Origin of the sequence: Streptococcus sp. KHUD_015 (genome assembly GCF_051106265.1) — a bacterium.
GTDB lineage: Bacteria > Bacillota > Bacilli > Lactobacillales > Streptococcaceae > Streptococcus.
Map to the genome: position 1 here is coordinate 2,061,127 of NZ_CP193665.1, position 18,118 is coordinate 2,079,244.

An 18,118-nucleotide genomic window follows, 5' to 3' on the forward strand; every position below is an offset into this window, starting at 1 on the left:
CATTTTTTTAATTTTAAAGACTTTTTCAGCCTCTCTTGATTCACATTAAACTATTCTAATAGCGAAGATCTTTGCAACTCTCATCCATTTATTTCCGTTTAATCAAGTATCGGATAGCCTTTTCTAGGCGTTCCTTTTGGGCTTCAGGATCATCTAGCGGCTGATTGATACATTCAGTAAGGTTTTCGGTAATGATCATCTCAATCACGCGCTCTACACTAGATTTCACGGCTGTCAGTTGCGTCACAATATCAGCACAGTCACGATCCTCTTCAATCATCTTCTGAATTCCACGCAACTGGCCCTCTGAACGTTTCAGACGAGTGATATACTTTGAATTTGTCATCTCTTTTTCCTTGCTCGATTTTTCTTCATTATATCTCTAATCAGCTTCTTTGTCAAAATTCTCGACCATCCGTCTCACGCAGTTCTGTTACCACAGACTTTTCAAAAGGTAAACTAGCCATGCTGATAACTTGATAGAAATTCCTAGTTTTATCTATCTAAGCGAACACGAATCACAATTCCGTCTGAGTATGTGATTTCCAACTGGCTAGATGTCAACCACTTGATTGGTGCATCAACTTCTTGTACTCGCTGCTCGATCGTTAACAGTTCTTCTTTATGTGCGACTTCAATGACATAGTAGGCCAAGCCTGGCAGGCCTTGTTTACGCGGAGCCAGACCTTTCCCACCCCATTCGTTGACTGCTAAGTGATGATGGTAGTCTCCAGCTGAAATCCAACTAGCGCTAGGCACACTGAATTTATCCTCTAGTCCTAACACCTTTTGATAAAACTGACTAGACTTTCGACTATCCTTGACGGAAAGATGAATATGCCCCATTCTCGTATCTTCTGCTAGGATAAAGGGCTCTACTCTTTCTCCCAACTCATAGATGTCCTGAGCTGCAAGGGCCTCAGTGACCCCTATAATACGCCCATCTTCTCGAATATCCCATGTGGAAACGGGTTTATCTCGATAGAGTTCAATGCCATTCCCCTCCAAATCTTCCAAGTAAAGGGCCTCACTGTAACCGTGGTCTGCACCTCCGACAAGAGGAATCTGTAAATCTGTCAGATGTTTCAAGACATCAGCCAAAGCCTTGCGTGTGGGCAAGAGAATAGCCAGATGGTAAAGGCCATAATGTTCCCTTACTTCTCCGCTCTCTTGTGTTTGAATCAGCTGAACCAAGGCTTTTCCACCAAGACCTAGAATGACCTCTGTCTCAATTTGAGATAAGATTTCTAAACCAATGATTTGCTGATAAAAGGCTGTTTGACTCGCCAAATCCTTTACATTTAAAACTGCCTCTGCCAAATAAATATGGCTCTTGTATTCATAGGTCATAGGATGTCTTCTTTGTTGTAATTATAATTGTTACAATTATTATATAACTTCTATCAAGAAAGTCAAGCCAGACAACTTGAGGCCGCTATTCCAACCAAAAGAGGTCAATGTTCGTCATCAACCTCTTTCTTATCATTCATTCTTTTTCTAGGTAAGATGAATACTGTACCTATGACTTGCTATTTTCAGCCTAGTTTACCCATTCACCATTACCATTTACACGGTAACCATCTGGTGTCGTTGTGCTGACTGCCAAAGCTCCTGAACCATATGCATAGTACCAGTACTTGCCTACCTTAAACCAACCTGTCTTCATGACACCTGATTGATCCAGATAATACCAAGTACCATTTTCCTTGTACCAGCCTGTCTTCATAGCTCCTGAACCATCAAAATAGAACCATCTGCTACCATCTGTTCCCCAGCCTGTAAACATCGCGCCAGAACTATCAAGGAAATACCATGCTCCATCAACTTCTACAAATCCAGTCTGCATGACACCTAAATCATTCAAGTAGTACCATTTACCACCTGTTTTCACCCAGCCTGTCTTCACATCACCAGACTCATAAAAATACCATTTTCCATTAGACTTCACCCAACCAGACTGACTAGATGTAGATGTTCTAAAATCTTTCAGCGGTTTTTCTACAACCGTAGCTTTACTTTTAACTGTTGAAAGGTTTGATGCAGTCACTTCTGTATACTGAATAGCAGAACCATATCCACCAGCCAATTCCTCTGAAGAAGCATCATCACCTAAAGCTAGAGAAATCGTTGCTACTTTCTGAGAACTAGCTGCATTTCTAAAGGCCGCGAGCCCCACATAGGTAAATTTAGAATTGATCAGAACCTCATAATAACCTGTAAATTCTTTAGATGTTCCACCCTTCTTTTTCGCTACATAATTCGCCTTCTCAGCATGCCAGTTTTCAATTGCTTTTAGAAAACCTTCATAGTTCACATCTAAAGCTTCTCCTCTTATACTATTACTAGATGGAAAAGCAGTCCAGATTTCTTTCGTAGAAAGACGCTCAGGTTTCAGAGTTACTGACACCTCAGCAGCGCGTACAAATGCAGTTTTCTCAAGATCAGTAGACCATTTGATAGGGATATACTTATCTACCAAACCTTCATCAGCTGCTTCCTTACGAATCTTATTAATCGCATCCAAAATAGCTTGTTTATCTGGGGTTAAAAATTCTCCCTTAATTCCAACTAAAACGTTGCCACTAGAAGGATTTAACACTTCTGAACTCAAAACATTTTCATTTCTACCATCAGCAGATTGTGTTGCCACCAATCTGTCATTAGCAAAAACATCATTTGTCAAAACTGCTCCTGCCAAGGTCAAAGCCAAGGCGCTAGCAAATACAATTTTCTTCATTTTTTTCTCCTTTTATCCTTTAGATAGGACAGGTATTTTCACTATTAAATTATATCATATTTCCCTATTCTTTGTCCGTTTCTACTAATGTCATGAGGCAAATGATATTCATCCCGAAAAGTAGAAACTTCATCCTTTATTTCACAACAAGTTCATAGCGTGTCTTACTTGTAAAGGTTTGACCGGCTTTAAGAATGACTTGGTCTTTGAGGTCACTGTGAATGGCATCTGGTAAAGCTTGCGCTTCAAGGGCAATCCCATTGTGCTGTACCATTGGCTGACCTCCTATGATGACACTTTCTTCCACAAAGTTTGCTGTGTAGACAACAAAACAAGGAGCCTCTGTCTTGAAGAGCAGGAAGCGACCTGAGTTTTGGTCATAAAGGAAACCAGCATTATCATGACCTGCAGGAAGGGCAAATGGATGGTCCAAGCCAGATACCAGCTGGATTTGCTCATCTTCTTCTGCAAAGATATCCTTCAACAAGGCACCATTGTAGATGTGTTTTACTACGTCACGATTGGCATCTGGAGTTTTGGCCGGAACACCGTCGGGAGCGATTGGATAAATGCCCTCAGTATTTAGCTGGAAGACATGACGGTCAATTGTCTGCGTGAAATCACCAGACAAGTTGAAATAGCTGTGGTTGGTTGGATTGACCAAGGTATCCTGGTCTGTCGTTACCTTGTAACTAACTTCGTAGGCACCACTTTCTTCCAAGTTGTAGCTAATCCAGATCTTAAGGTTTCCAGGGAAACCTCCTGTCCCGTCTGTACGCTCTGTGTAGAGAGTCAAGCCATGGTCACTCACTTCGACTAGCTCAAACAAGCTAGAATCCCAACCAGTTGAACCACTGTGGTTACAGTTGCTAGCATTGTTGACTTCAAGGTCATAAGTCTTGCCATTAAGCTCAAAGGTCGCACCTGCAATACGGCCTGCTACAGGACCTACGCTAGCTCCATGCTTGGGACTATTGCCTACATAACTATTAAAGTCATCAAATCCCAAGATAACGTTGGCAAAATTTCCAGCCTTGTCAGGCGTTACATAGCGCAAGATGGTCGCACCATAAGTCATAACTTCAAGCTGGTAGCCACCGTCAGTCTCAAAACGATAAGCCAAGACATCTTGTCCCTCAATATTTCCAAATACATGCTCTGTGTATGCTTTCATTCTGTTCTCCTTTTACTATTTCTCTCAATCAAACAAACCATAGAAAGCGCCTTGACAATCTATGGTTTATCTGATAATTTACAAATCCTCTTGTCAAGGATTCATAAATACTGCCTTATACTCAATGAAAATCAAAGAGCAAACTAGGAAGCTAGCCTCAGGCTGCTCAAAGCACTGCTTTGAGGTTGTGGATAGAACTGACGAAGTCAGCTCAAAACACTGTTTTGAGGTTGCAGATAGAACTGACGAAGTCAGTAACATCTATACGGCAAGGCGACACTAGTATGGTTTAAAGAGATTTTCGAAGAGTATTACTTTTGATATTCGTGGATGATAACACCTTGTACCACACGGTTTACTGTACCTGTAGGAGACGGTGTATCAGGTTTATTTTCTACCTTGAGTGAAGTCAATAGGGCAAAGAGTTGAGCATAAACGATGTAAGGGAAGACACGGTAAATATCATTCAAGACACCGCCACAACCAAGGGCAACTTCTTTGACATTTTCAAGACCAAAGGATTGATCACTCAAAAGCACAACACGACGAGCAATCTGATCACCAGCAACTTCACGAACCAAGTCCAAGTCGTACTTGCGAGTGTAGTCTGTTGTTGTACCAAAAACCAAAACAACTGTATCTTCGTTGATAAGAGATTTTGGACCGTGACGGAAGCCAACTGGGCTTTCATACATGGTCGCCACCTGGCCAGCTGTTAATTCCAAAATCTTGAGCTGAGCTTCATGAGCAAGTCCAAAGAAAGGACCAGCGCCTAGATAGATGACACGATTAAAGTCTAGGTCAACAAGTTCTTTGACATCTTCTGCATTGTCTAGAATTTTACGGGCAAGACTAGATACAACTTCAAAACGTTCAGCTTTAACAGCAAATTCTGTAGGATCAAAGACCAAAAGAGCTGTTAACATCATAGACGTAAAGCTAGAAGTCATGGCAAAGCCAGCATCATTAGAAGCAGCTGGTTGCAAAAGCAAAAGATTGCGGTCATCACCATGGGCTTGAAGAGCCAACTCACCATCCGCTGCACAAGTAATCGTCACTTGATAAAGCTCATCCACCAAGGCTTTTGCCAAATCAACAGTCGCCACACTTTCAGGCGAGTTCCCACTACGAGCAAAAGATACAAGGACAGTCGCCACATCTTTTTTCAAGTAAGTTTCTGGATTGGCAACAATATCTGTGGTCGCAATAGCATTGAAATTCCATTTGCGTTCGTCGTAGACTTCCTTAAAGTAAGGTACCAAGGTATCTCCCACATAAGCAGAAGTTCCAGCACCTGTCAAGATAACCTTGATATAGTCATGTTTATCAGCAATTCCTTGTAGGAAGGCTGCAATTTTTTCACGCTTTGCTTGATAAGATTCAAAAGCTTCTTTCCATACATCAGGCTGTTGGTAGATTTCACGTGTAGTGATTTCTGCACCCAACTCGAGTAAGTCTTCTTTTGTATAATGTAGCATTGAGTTCCTCTTTTTCTATTAAAGATGGGAATGGGAGTAAGCCCCATTCCCATGTATATTCTATATAAAATGTTCTAACGATTTTCACGTTGTCACATCTTATTCATCTTCGTCATCATCGAAGCCTGCTAACAGGTCATTAACTTTCACAATGCTTTCTGTAGCACGGCTCTTGTAGTCCGCATCTGCGCCTGTAAGGCACGCATTGATAAATTCAATCACCATTGGAAGATTCATCCCCGCGTAAAGGTCAATATCACGACCTTCCATGATCAAACGGCTTACCACATTACATGGTGTTCCACCGAGAAGATCAGCAAATACTAGGAAATCATCCAATCCTTCAATAGCAGCTTCAAATTTTGCAGTAAATTCTTCTGGACCATCTTCTGGAAGAAGAGCTACCGCATGAATATTGTCTTGTGGACCCATAATCATTTCTGTGCTACCTTTAAGTTCCTCACAGAAGCGACCATGACTCACCAAAATTAATGATTTCGTCATAAATTATGCACCCATTCCAAGTACAAATTTACCAAAGGCAGAAAGAGCCAAAGCAAGTGCGATAATAATACCGATAGCTTTAGTAGAGTTCATACCTTTCTTACCAAGCAACCAGAAAATAAAGGCAGTAAAGATTGCTGGAAGCAAGCGTGGGAAGATTGAGTTCAAGATGTCTTGGAAGTCAATCATCTTCTCACCGATTGCCCATTTGTAAGAAATTTCAAAGTTGATCATTGTTGCTACAAGAGCACCCATCATGAAGACACCAAGTACAGATGCAGCGTCAATCAAAGCTGTCAAAGTACTTTGCATGTTGTTAATAAGGTTAACCCCTTCTTTGTAGGCAAATTCCAACTGTTTCCAACGGAAGATGTCATAAGCAACTGCAACTGCAATCCAAAGGAAGATACCCCATGGTTGGCCAGCGATAGCCATAGTTGCTGCGATAGATCCCATGATAGCAGGTACAAGTGAACCAAAGATAGTATCTCCAAGAGGAGCGAATGGTCCCATCAAACCTGTCTTGATACCGTTAACGGCATCTTTTGAACCTACACCATCTTTTTCTTCCATAGCGAGGTCAAAACCAGCGATAATAGTGTGGAAGAATGGTGAAGTATTGAAGAATTGAGTATGAACTTTCATCATTTCTTTCAATTCAGGAGTTCCATCCCCATACATTTTACGCAATTGAGGTAAAATCATGTAAAGGTAACCAGAAGCTTGCATACGTTCGTAGTTCCAACCCAATTGGAAAGTAAACAAGCTACGTTTGTTGATTTGATTAAAATCTTCTTTTGTAAGTTTGTAATTAGAATTCGTCATCTTCGATTTCCCCACTTTCTGATGGTGTAGAAGGTGCTACCACAGCTACTTTTTGGCTATTTTTGAAGTGAAGCACTGCAAGGAAGATACCTATGATAGAGATACCAATCATAGACAATCCTTTGAAGTTGTTCACGAAACCAATTTTTTCAGCAACATCTTTCGGTAGAGTACCTACGATACCAGCAACAGCGCCACCAAGACCTGTTACATATGAGTAAAGAACAGTCAACATAGCTGTCAAACCAAATCCCATAGCAAGGTAGTGAAGGTTACGTTTAACTGGAAGGTAACGAAGCAAGATTGCAAATCCAAGACCTGGAAGCATACGTCCTGCGAGTGTCAAACCATCTGCAACCCATTTATATGCTTCAACTAAGTCTACCACTGATTGTACAAAGGCACCACCAAAGGCAAGCGCAAAGAAGACTGGAAGGGCACGAGATAAAGCCCAAGGAATCGCACCAAGTAGGTAGTTACGTTCGATTCCTTTGTAGTCAAAGCGTTCGATTGCTGCATCCACACGGTGAGCGAAGAAAGTAGTTGTCATACGTCCAAGAACGTCGAAGTATGTCAAGAGAGCCGCTACTGGCACAGCGATTGTTGTAATCGCAAGTGCTGTATCAATTCCTTGTGAAACAGAGAAGGCTGTCGCAAGAACCGCACCAGAAGTTGCGTCAATACGAGAAGCACCACCGAAGGTACCAACCCCAAGAACGAACAGTTGCAAGTTACCACCGATAAGCAGACCAGTAGTCACATCTCCCATAATTAAACCAGTAATGAAACCAGCAAATACAGGGGAACCTGCAGATGAAACGATCGTCAACTCATCACAGATTTGATAAGCTGAGTACAAAGTGAGAAGTAAAATTTGCCACCATTGTATCATAACAATGACCTCCTAAAAATTTTTTCCTATTTTAATAAGCTCAAAAAGTCTGAAACTGGATCATTTGGAACCATTTGAGCAGTAAGTTTAACACCTTTTTCTGCCAGTTTGTGGAAATCTTCCACATCCTTGTCTACTACGTTGATAGAACGTGTGATGGCGCGAGTTTCTGGTGTTTGAGACATATTCCCAACATTAAGGGTTTCAAGTGGTACACCTGCTTCTACCAAACCAAGGAAACGGTCTGGTTTACGAGCCACGATAAAGAGACGTTGGCTATCGTATTTACCAGCAAGAATATTGGCTGCCGCTTTCTCAATTGGCAAAATACTCAATTTTACACCTGGTGGTGTCGCAAGTTTCAAACCACTCTTTTCAACGTCGTTGTTGACAACTTCGTCATCTACAACCATAATACGTGAAACATTTAGTTTCCCAGCCCAAAGATTGGCTACTTGTCCGTGGATCAAACGTCCATCGATACGGCATCCTACAATTGTCATAAATTTTCCCCCTTTATGTGTTTTAGTGTAGGTTTACGAGTTAAATGAATCTCTTCTTTATATTCACCCTCTGTTTCAAAGATGATGATGCGGTTGGCACCTTCCTTGAGATAGCTATGAGGGATATAAAGCGAGAGTGTTGGGCCGACATTCCAAAAACGTCCTAAATTCTGCCCATTGACAAAGGCAACTCCCTTACCAAACTCAGACAAGTCTAGGTAAGTATCTTTTGGCTCTTGGACTGTAAAGTCATAAGCGTAAAAGGCTGGTTGTCCTTCTGCCCATCCTTTTGAAAAATCAATTCTCTCAGGATTATCTAGTGGGAGTGGATAGTGTTTCCAGTTTAGTAAGAAATGCAAATCCTTACAAACCCCTGTCCGAATTCCCTTACGTTGCGTGTCCGCTAAGAACTTGTGACCATAGTTGACACGCCCCATATTTTCTATCAAGATATCCAATCTAGACAGCGCTTTCTTTTCTCCTTGATAGAAAATATCTTCCCCAATTTCTGTCTGATATTGGGTTTCAACCCACTGACCATCGACATAAAGCTGAGCTCTATCTCGACCATCAATGATACGAAGTCTTTCTTCTTCTGCATCCCAGTTTGTTTCTGTTCGATAGAGTAAGTAGCCATAACTTTGTCCCAACTCCTCCATCTTTTTAGGATAGAGACTTTCTACTGGACTAGACAAGCTATCTAAGGTTTCAAACAAGGAAACTTTTTCAACCAGTGGAATAGCATCCAACTCCATACTCTCTTTGTAGAGTGGTTCCAACTGCGGATACTCTGGGAAATGTGTTGCCATCATCTTCTTAACTGCCAGATATTTGGCAGTTGGATTTCCTTCTTCATCAAGAAGAGCGTCGTAGTCATACGATGTAACTTGTGGCAAGTCCAAAGTTCCTCGAGCTGAGCAACCATTCATGAAGCCAAAGTTTGTACCACCATGGAACATGTACAGATTGATGGAGCCTTGTTCCAAAACCTCTCGAACTGCATCTGCCAATTCTTTTGGATCCCGTGTGATAATCGGTTCTTTCCAACGGTTGAACCAACCATCCCAGAACTCCATACACATAAGTGGCCATTTCTTGCCATGCTCGTCAAAGAATTCCTGCATCTGTGAAAAGTTGTAAGGTGCCTTAGAACCAAAGTTCCCTGTTACAAAGAGATCATCTTCGATTAAGGTTCCAGCTTTCAGAGTTGCTCTCCATGGACCATCTGATGTAAAGAGTGGACAGGTTACGCCACGCTCTTCCATCAAGTGTCGAATCGCTCTCAGGTAAGCCTTATCTTCTCCGTAAGAACCATACTCATTTTCAACCTGCATCATAAGGATATTGCCACCCTTGTCCAACAAATGTGGGACCAGTCGTGACAAGAGCTGGTCATAGTAGCGACCGACAGCTTCAATATAGGCTGGGTCTGATGAACGAATCCTCATATCTTTGGTTAAGAGCCAAGCCGGTAAACCACCAAATTCCCACTCCGCACAGATAAATGGTGACGGACGTACAATAGCATAGAGGCCTAAATCTTGTGCTATTTGGAGAAATCTCTCCAAATCCAGAGCTCCTTCAAAGTTAAACTCACCCTCACGGGGTTCGTGTAGATTCCAAGCAACGTAAGTCTCTACCGTGTTAAAACCAAGAGCCTTCAAGTTGTAGAGCGAATGAGACCAATCTTCTGGCGGAATCCTAAAATAATGAATGGCGCCGGACAGAATCTTGAACGGTTTTCCATCTAAATAGAAATCGTCCCTAATCTCAAATCGTGTCATATTATTACCTTCTGACAATTAAAGTTCACGCTTTCATTTGTTGATATAGTAAATATATCTCAATATCCTGCATTTGTCAATAGGTTTTCACAATTTTTTTCATTTTTTACCAACTTTTACACAAAAAAATTATAAAGATATAGATTTTACAGACATAGAGCTTCAAATAGCTAGCATGTATAAAAATGTATAAAATCTCCTTTTTTATATGTAAATTAACCTTATAGTCTATTATTCTAATTTTTTTATTCAAAAGACTACTATTCTTTCCGTTTTTATGGTAAAATCTTTAACGGAGAAGGAAAATCGAGGTGAAATTATGGCAATTCCAAAATATCAATATATAAAAGATGAATTAAAGAACAAAATCATCTCTGGGCAATTTGCAAGTGGAGATAAATTTTACACTGAAGCTGAATTGATTGCAATGTATGATGTTAGTTCTATCACAGTTGTCCGTGCCTTAAACGACCTTGCCAAAGATGGTTATATTGTCCGCCAACAAGGAAAGGGTACATTCGTTTCACGCGCACGCAAACACAAACTCGTAGAGTTTTCAGATGTAGAAGTTTTTGAAACTAAAGATGATAAGGTGACCGTCCTTTCTATTGAACGCGGAAATAAACTAAACTACTTGGAAAAACTTGGATTACGTGGTGATCAGTTCTACTACAAGATTGAACGTGTCCGCGAAACAAATGGTGTCGCATACATCTACCACACATCATATATCCCAGAACAATACATCAACGCAAATTATCCAAATCTTGAATATTATAGTTCTATCTATAACCGTTTCAAATCAGATTACCACATTCACATGAATGATGAACATTTTGAAGAAATCAATGAAATAGCATTTCCAACTCCAGAACATGCGGCTTCGGTCCTCGGAGTCGATGAGCAATTCCCAACCGTTTTACAAACCAAGACTACTAAGCTAGAGTCTACTGGTCAAGTTCTCGCTTACAGCGAAACTTATAAACGAGCGGATTATTACAAAATCAAATTCATTTCATGTGACCGTGATCACTAAGAATAAAGCCTAAGCCTAATCGCTTGGGCTTTTTTCTATACATATTATACCACAATAATAAGAAAGCGCTTACTTTTTGTATGACCTTCTATATTTTGTAGAATATTTTATAGAAATAGGATTGAATTACACTACATATGCATATGTTAATAAATAGAATTCTTTATTTAATTTTTATTAGTTTTTATACTTATTATAGTTTTCCATCGTCTCCTCTTGACTCTTGTTAATATAAGAAATAAAATAAGGGTGTTGTTTTATGTAAACGCTATCAATATAAAATACAATCAGGAGGTTTTGCAATGAAACAAGAAAAACAACAACGTTTTTCCATTCGTAAATACGCTGTAGGAGCAGCTTCTGTTCTAATTGGATTTGCCTTCCAAGCACAGGCTGTTGCAGCCGATGGAGTTACTCCTACTACAGAAAGCCAATCGACCATCCATACGGTTTCCGATTCCCCTCAAGCATCTGAAAATCTGACTACTGAGGAAACACCTAAAGCAGAGCTTCAACCAGAAACTCCAAAAACTGTAGAAACAGAAACTCCAGCTACTGATAAGGTAGCTAATCTTCCAAAAACAGAGGAAAAAACACAAGAGGAAGTTAGTCCAACTCCTAGTGATAAAGAAGAAGTGGTAACTCCAACTTCTGTTGAAAAAGAAGCTGCCGATAAAAAGGCAGAAGAAGCTAGCCCTAAAAAGGAAGAGCAGAAAGAGGCTAATTCTAAAGAGTCGGATACAGACAAGACTGATAAGTCAGAAGCTGACAAAGATAAACCAGCTAAAAAAGATGAAACGAAAGCAGAAGCTGATAAACCAGCAACAGAGGCAGGAAAGGAACGCGCTGCAACTCAAAATGAAAAATTAGCTAAACGAAAAATCGTTTCAATTGATGCCGGACGTAAATATTTCTCACCTGAGCAGCTCAAAGAAATTATCGACAAAGCTAAAGAATATGGTTACACAGATCTTCATCTCTTGGTAGGTAACGATGGCCTCCGTTTCATGTTGGATGATATGTCTATGAAAGTGGGCGATAAAACCTACTCTAGTGATGATGTCAAACGCGCCATTGAAAATGGAACAAATGCTTATTACAATGATCCAAATGGTAACCATCTCACTGAAAGTCAGATGACAGATTTGATTAATTATGCCAAAGATAAAGGAATTGGAGTAATTCCAACTGTCAATAGTCCTGGACATATGGATGCTATGCTCCATGCTATGAAAGAACTTGGCATTGAGAATCCTAACTTTGATTATTTTGGTAAAAAATCGGAACGAACTGTTGACTTAAATAATAAACAAGCAGTCGATTTCACAAAAACTCTGATTGACAAATACGCTCACTACTTCTCTAACAAATCTGAAATTTTCAATATTGGACTAGATGAATATGCCAATGATGCGACAGATGCTAAAGGTTGGAGTGTGCTTCAAGCTGATAAATATTATCCAAATGAAGGTTACCCTGAAAAAGGATATGAAAAATTCATCTCTTACGCCAATGATCTTGCTCGTATTGTAAAATCTCACGGTCTCAAACCAATGGCATTTAATGATGGTATCTACTACAATAGCGACACAAGCTTTGGTAGTTTTGACAAAGACATCATCGTTTCTATGTGGACTGGTGGTTGGGGTGGCTACGATGTTGCTTCTTCTAAACTACTAGCTGAAAAAGGCCACCAAATCCTTAATACCAACGATGCTTGGTACTACGTCCTCGGACGAAATGCTGACGGCCAAGGTTGGTACAATCTCGATCAGGGGCTCAATGGTATTAAAAATACACCAATCACGTCTGTTCCAAAAACAGAAGGAGCTGATGTTCCATTCATCGGTGGTATGGTAGCTGCTTGGGCTGATACACCATCTGCACGTTATTCCCCATCTCGCCTCTTCAAACTCATGCGTCATTTTGCAAATGCCAACGCTGAATACTTCGCAGCAGATTACCAGTCTGCTGAACAAGCACTGAAAGAAGTTCCAGCAGACCTCAAGCGCTACACAACAGAAAGCGTTACTGCTGTCAAAGAAGCTGAAAAAGCCATCCGTTCACTTGATAGCAACCTCAGCCGTGCTCAACAAGACACGATTGATCAAGCAATCGCAAAACTTCAAGAAGCTATTAGTCAGCTAATCTTCACCCCAGAAGCTCAAAAAGAGGAAGATGCTAAACGCGAACTTGAAAAACTTAATAAGAATAAAGTCATTTCCATCGATGCAGGGCGCAAATACTTCTCTCTAGATCAACTCAAACGTATCGTAGATAAGGCGAGCGAGCTCGGCTACTCTGATGCCCATCTCCTTCTAGGAAATGATGGTCTTCGTTTCCTACTCGATGATATGACCATTACTGCCAACGGAAAAACCTATGCTAGTGATGACGTTAAAAAAGCTATTATCGAAGGAACTAAAGCTTACTACGACGATCCAAACGGTACTGCGTTGACACAGGCAGAAGTGACAGAGCTTGTTCAATACGCTAAGGAAAAAGGTATTGGTCTAATCCCCGCTATCAATAGTCCAGGACATATGGACGCTATGCTGGTTGCCATGGAAAAACTTGGCATCAAGAATCCTCAAGCCAACTTTGATAAAGTTTCAAAAACAACCATGGACCTTGAAAATCAAGAAGCGGTTGGATTTACTAAAGCGCTTATCGGTAAATACATGGATTACTTTGCTGATAAATCAAAGATTTTCAACTATGGTACTGACGAATACGCTAACGATGCGACCAACGCCCAAGGTTGGTACTACCTCAAATGGTATGGACTCTATAACAAGTTCGCAGATTATTCTAACAGCCTAGCTGCTATGGCTAAGGAAAGAGGGCTTCAACCAATGGCCTTCAACGATGGCTTCTACTATGAGGACAAGGACGATGTTCAGTTTGACAAAGATGTCTTGATTTCTTACTGGTCTAAAGGCTGGTGGGGCTACAACCTTGCATCACCTCAATACCTAGCAAGCAAGGGCTATAAGTTCCTTAATACCAACGGAGATTGGTACTACATTCTCGGTCAAAAACCAGAAGATGGTGGTGGTTTCCTCAAAAAAGCTATTGAGAATACTGGAAAAACACCATTCAATCAACTTGCTTCTACCAAATATCCTGAAGTAGACCTTCCAACAGTTGGTAGTATGCTTTCAATCTGGGCAGATAGACCAAGTGCTGAGTACAAGGAAGAGGAAATCTTTGAACTCATGACTGCCTTTGCAGACCACAACAAAGACTACTTCCGCGCTAATTATAATACGCTCCGTGAATTATTAGCTAAAATTCCTACAAACTTAGACGGATACAGCGCAGAAAGCCTAGCCGCACTCAAGGCAGCAAAAGATGGACTGAACTTTAACCTCAACCGCAGCAAACAAGCTGAACTAGACGCACTAGTAGATAAACTAAAGACTGCCCTTAAAGATCTTAAACCAGCTGCTACTCACTTAGGAAGCCTAGATGAAAATGAACTGGCTGCTAACATTGAAAACCGACCAGAACTTCTTGTGAAGACAGAAGAAATCCCGTTTGAAGTTATCAAGAAAGACAATCCAAATCTCCCAGCTGGACAAGAAAAAGTTGTCAAAGCTGGAGTTCTAGGTGAACGTACTTCTTACATCTCTGTTCTTACAGAAAATGGGAAATCAACAGAAACCGTTCTTGATAGCCAGGTAACCAAAGAAGCTGTGAACCAAGTTGTCGAAGTTGGTGCTCCTGTAACTCACAAGGGTGATGAAAATGGTCTTGCAGCAACTACTGAAGCAAAACCTAGACTAGATCTCCAAGAGGAAGTAATTCCATTCACAACCATCACTCGTGAAACTGATCAATTGCCTAAAGGTCAATCCCGTGTCGTAACAGAAGGTGTAAACGGTCGTCGTAGCCATTTCTACTCTGTGACTACTGCTGCTGATGGATCGGAAGTTAAAACATTGGTTACCAGTATCGTAGCACAGGAATCCGTTACACAAATAGTCGAAGTCGGAACTCTGGTAACACATGTAGGCGATGAAAACGGACAAGCAGCTTTCAAAGAAGAAAAAACAGCACAAGAAATCCCAAGTGTGCCAACTCCTGCGACAGAAGAAAAACCAGTACTAGAGATTCCAGGAAAATCGGCTCCAACAACTGTTCCTGCTGAGGAAAACAAAGCTCTTCCTCAAGGTCCAGCTCCTGTGGCAACAGAAAAAAAACTTCCTGAAACAGGAAGTCACCATTCTGCAGGACTAGTAGTCGCAGGACTCATGACCACACTAGCAGCCTATGGACTCACTAAAAGAAAAGAAGACTAAGTCTTTTGGATAAAAAATAAACAGCGAGATTGAAGCTCGCTGTTTATTTTTAATTAATCACCAAGTCCAAGACGTTCAAAGATATCGTCCACTCGTTTAGTGTAATAAAGAGGGTTGAAGATCTCATCGATTTCCTCTTGAGTCAGGCGTGATGTCACTTCTGGATCTGCTTCGAGAAGCGGTTTGAAGTCTACTTGATTATCCCAAGAGTAGGCTGTTTTTGGTTGCACCAAGTCATAGGCTTGCTCACGGGTCATGCCTTTTTCAATCAAGGTCAACATAGCACGTTGGCTAAAGATAAGACCAAAAGTCGAGTTCATGTTGCGGATCATGTTTTCTGGGAAGACCGTCAAGTTCTTGACGATGTTTCCAAAACGGTTAAGCATGTAGTCGATCAGAATAGTCGTATCTGGTGTGATGATGCGCTCAGCTGATGAGTGAGAGATATCACGTTCGTGCCAGAGAGCGACGTTTTCATAGGCTGTAATCATGTGACCACGGATAACACGTGCAAGCCCAGTCATATTCTCAGAACCGATAGGGTTGCGTTTGTGAGGCATTGCAGATGAACCTTTTTGCCCTTTGGCAAAGAATTCTTCTACTTCGCGTTGTTCTGATTTTTGCAAACCACGGATTTCCGTTGCCATGCGTTCGATTGAAGTCGCGATGCTAGCAAGAACTGCAAAGTACTCAGCGTGAAGGTCTCGAGGAAGGACCTGTGTAGAGATTTCTTGGGCACGGATACCCAATTTGTCGCAGACGTATTGCTCAACGAATGGCGGGATATTGGCAAAGTTCCCAACCGCACCAGAGATTTTGCCAGCTTCCACACCAGCAGCCGCATGCTCGAAACGCTCGATATTGCGCTTCATTTCGCTGTACCAAGTGGCCAATTTAAGACCAAAAGTTGTAGGCTCAGCGTGCACACCGTGGGTACGACCCATCATGATAGTGAACTTGTGCTCCTTGGCCTTGTCAGCGATGATGTTGGTGAAATTTTCAAGGTCACGACGGATGATGTCGTTGGCCTGCTTATAGAGGTAACCGTAGGCCGTATCCACCACGTCAGTAGAAGTCAAACCATAGTGAACCCACTTGCGCTCTTCACCAAGAGTCTCAGAAACTGCACGCGTGAAAGCCACCACATCGTGGCGAGTCTCCTGCTCAATTTCCAAAATACGGTCGATGTCAAAGTCCGCTTTCTCGCGAATCAAAGCCACATCTTCCTTAGGGATTTCCCCCAATTCAGCCCATGCCTCGTCAGCCAAGATTTCCACCTCAAGCCAAGCACGGTATTTATTTTCTTCACTCCAAATGTTCGCCATCTCAGGGCGAGAGTAACGGTTGATCATTGTTTTTCTCCTTTAATTAACACCTAGTTTGTTTTGTAATTCTTTTCTATGGTTATCTAACTCTGTAAATGACTTAATACCTGTAATATATACAGCAATAACATAGTCAATAATAATATTCTTTATTTTAGTAAGCTCTTTATCAATTGCTAACATAGTAGAGTAATCATCCAGGTCTTGAATTAATTTCCCATTATGTACTAACTCAGTCCTAACGTCTTTTGATATTTTTTTTATATATTCACCTAATTTATTGTAATTGGTTTGATCCTGTACTATAAAAGAAATTACTTTTCCCTTCCATTTTTTTACATTCTCATACTCAGGAGATGCAATTGCTTCTAAGGTTGTCCAAAGAAAAATAAAGGTATTCGTAGAATCTGGAATATAATATGACTTTGCCACTCTTTGTAAGGCATATCTACAGATTTTATATATTTCATCATTTCTATATCTATCATATAAAATTTGATAACAATCTTTACTATAATCATTAGTGTCGAAACCATCAATATACAGTCCAATCCCATCAACAGGAAAATGTGAAACTCGACCTAGTATAGTATCCCAATAAATCTCTCCGTTCTGATCTTTACTAAATTGGTAAACCGTCTTAATTCCAGATAACATATCATACCCCGCTAATCCTGGAAGCTTCTCTTTGTTACTGTAATTACCATAACTAATTCTAAAATAGTCTAAATCTTTGTCAGCTAAATCCGAAATATAATCACACAAAAAGAATCTTTCCGAAGAAATAGATGGATAAGAACCATCTGCACAGAAAGTAATATAAGAAGTATTTACGAAATCATCTGAGGTATATATAAGTTTTTTTGCAATTTCAATACATAAATCATATTCACTCTGAGTTATAGTATCCATATATTCACTATTATAGTCTTGTTTTATCAAACAGAGACCTGTGTCACCATCTTCATAGATAATTTTATTTTGTTCACTTTTGGATATTATTGCCTTCTCACAGTTCTCGAAAAATAATCCTATTGGAGGTATTATTATACTATCGTTTACTTTTATTGGATAATCTAATACAAAATTTGAAACTGGTACAACATAATTAACTCCCATGATATATCTCCTTTACAAATCGTCCTCCATCTCAATAACTGCATTTTTTACTAGCTTTATCAGCTACAGTAAGCCTAGTCAACTCTTGTACAAAAAAGACAATGGAATTTATAATTGCAATCCTGTCCTAATCCTCTAGCTCTTCTTTCCCGATCCACACAGATGGATAGTGATCGAGTATATTCAAATTCGTATCTAGCGGGACATCATAGACAGCTAAATAGTTTTCAGGATATTGAGCAACTAGCTCTTCATATTTTGCTTTCACTTTTTCGTGATTGCTACTAGCATACAAAACTTCTACAGCAGCTCCAGTCTTATCCTTTTCAACAAAAGCATTGATGATAATTTGAATCATAAATATTACCCTAACTTGTATTTAGCTAAGCGAATACAGTCCTCTTCTCCCTTTCTTTTTCAAACTAAAAATTAATATC

General features: G+C 40.4%; 15 protein-coding genes. 2 read left to right on the forward strand and 13 right to left on the reverse strand.

Features of this window, described 5'->3' with window-relative positions; translation table 11 throughout:
- Positions 1-88: 88 nt before the first annotated feature.
- The 10 genes from ACORHU_RS09870 to ACORHU_RS09915 form a co-directional block, all read right to left on the reverse strand.
- Positions 89-346: a metal-sensitive transcriptional regulator gene (locus tag ACORHU_RS09870; RefSeq protein ID WP_000185159.1), complete on the reverse strand. Its 258-nt coding sequence runs from the start codon at positions 344-346 to the stop codon at positions 89-91.
- Positions 347-495: 149 nt separating this feature from the next.
- Complete coding sequence (locus ACORHU_RS09875; RefSeq protein ID WP_414339024.1) at positions 496-1,350, reverse strand: VOC family protein; 855 nt, start codon at positions 1,348-1,350, stop codon at positions 496-498.
- Positions 1,351-1,540: 190 nt separating this feature from the next.
- Positions 1,541-2,737, reverse strand: a complete 1,197-nt coding sequence (locus tag ACORHU_RS09880) for a choline-binding protein C (RefSeq protein ID WP_414339022.1) — start codon at positions 2,735-2,737, stop codon at positions 1,541-1,543.
- A gap of 136 nt (positions 2,738-2,873) precedes the next feature.
- Entirely contained in the window at positions 2,874-3,911 is a 1,038-nt protein-coding gene (locus ACORHU_RS09885) for an aldose epimerase family protein (RefSeq protein WP_414339020.1), read from the reverse strand.
- Positions 3,912-4,222: 311 nt separating this feature from the next.
- Positions 4,223-5,389 (reverse strand): SIS domain-containing protein, encoded by a 1,167-nt coding sequence (locus ACORHU_RS09890; RefSeq protein ID WP_265476822.1) that lies wholly within the window; start codon positions 5,387-5,389, stop codon positions 4,223-4,225.
- Between the two features lie 99 nt (positions 5,390-5,488).
- Entirely contained in the window at positions 5,489-5,893 is a 405-nt protein-coding gene (locus ACORHU_RS09895; RefSeq protein WP_434364481.1) for a PTS sugar transporter subunit IIA, read from the reverse strand.
- Positions 5,894-5,896: 3 nt separating this feature from the next.
- On the reverse strand, positions 5,897-6,718 hold the full coding sequence (locus tag ACORHU_RS09900; RefSeq protein ID WP_000185289.1) for a PTS system mannose/fructose/sorbose family transporter subunit IID: 822 nt from the start codon (positions 6,716-6,718) through the stop codon (positions 5,897-5,899).
- Positions 6,705-7,610: a PTS mannose/fructose/sorbose/N-acetylgalactosamine transporter subunit IIC gene (locus ACORHU_RS09905; RefSeq protein ID WP_020900496.1), complete on the reverse strand. Its 906-nt coding sequence runs from the start codon at positions 7,608-7,610 to the stop codon at positions 6,705-6,707. The genes ACORHU_RS09900 and ACORHU_RS09905 overlap by 14 nt, the downstream gene beginning before the upstream one ends.
- 26 nt (positions 7,611-7,636) lie before the next feature.
- Positions 7,637-8,113, reverse strand: coding sequence for a PTS sugar transporter subunit IIB (locus tag ACORHU_RS09910; protein WP_000156971.1), 477 nt, complete (start codon positions 8,111-8,113; stop codon positions 7,637-7,639).
- Positions 8,110-9,897: a glycoside hydrolase family 35 protein gene (locus tag ACORHU_RS09915; protein WP_000196545.1), complete on the reverse strand. Its 1,788-nt coding sequence runs from the start codon at positions 9,895-9,897 to the stop codon at positions 8,110-8,112. The genes ACORHU_RS09910 and ACORHU_RS09915 overlap by 4 nt, the downstream gene beginning before the upstream one ends.
- A gap of 319 nt (positions 9,898-10,216) precedes the next feature.
- Between ACORHU_RS09915 and ACORHU_RS09920 the strand changes: the two genes are divergently transcribed.
- Positions 10,217-10,933: a GntR family transcriptional regulator gene (locus ACORHU_RS09920; protein ID WP_001007190.1), complete on the forward strand. Its 717-nt coding sequence runs from the start codon at positions 10,217-10,219 to the stop codon at positions 10,931-10,933.
- 302 nt (positions 10,934-11,235) lie between these two features.
- Complete coding sequence (gene strH, locus ACORHU_RS09925) at positions 11,236-15,237, forward strand: LPXTG-anchored beta-N-acetylhexosaminidase StrH (RefSeq protein WP_434364482.1); 4,002 nt, start codon at positions 11,236-11,238, stop codon at positions 15,235-15,237.
- A gap of 53 nt (positions 15,238-15,290) precedes the next feature.
- Here strH and purB read toward each other — a convergent pair whose 3' ends face one another.
- The 3 genes from purB to ACORHU_RS09940 form a co-directional block, all read right to left on the reverse strand.
- Positions 15,291-16,589, reverse strand: coding sequence for an adenylosuccinate lyase (gene purB / locus ACORHU_RS09930; protein ID WP_000610725.1), 1,299 nt, complete (start codon positions 16,587-16,589; stop codon positions 15,291-15,293).
- Positions 16,590-16,601: 12 nt separating this feature from the next.
- Positions 16,602-17,681 (reverse strand): hypothetical protein, encoded by a 1,080-nt coding sequence (locus ACORHU_RS09935; protein WP_049533938.1) that lies wholly within the window; start codon positions 17,679-17,681, stop codon positions 16,602-16,604.
- 127 nt (positions 17,682-17,808) lie between these two features.
- Complete coding sequence (locus tag ACORHU_RS09940; protein WP_000614662.1) at positions 17,809-18,039, reverse strand: hypothetical protein; 231 nt, start codon at positions 18,037-18,039, stop codon at positions 17,809-17,811.
- Between the last annotated feature and the right edge of the window lie 79 nt (positions 18,040-18,118).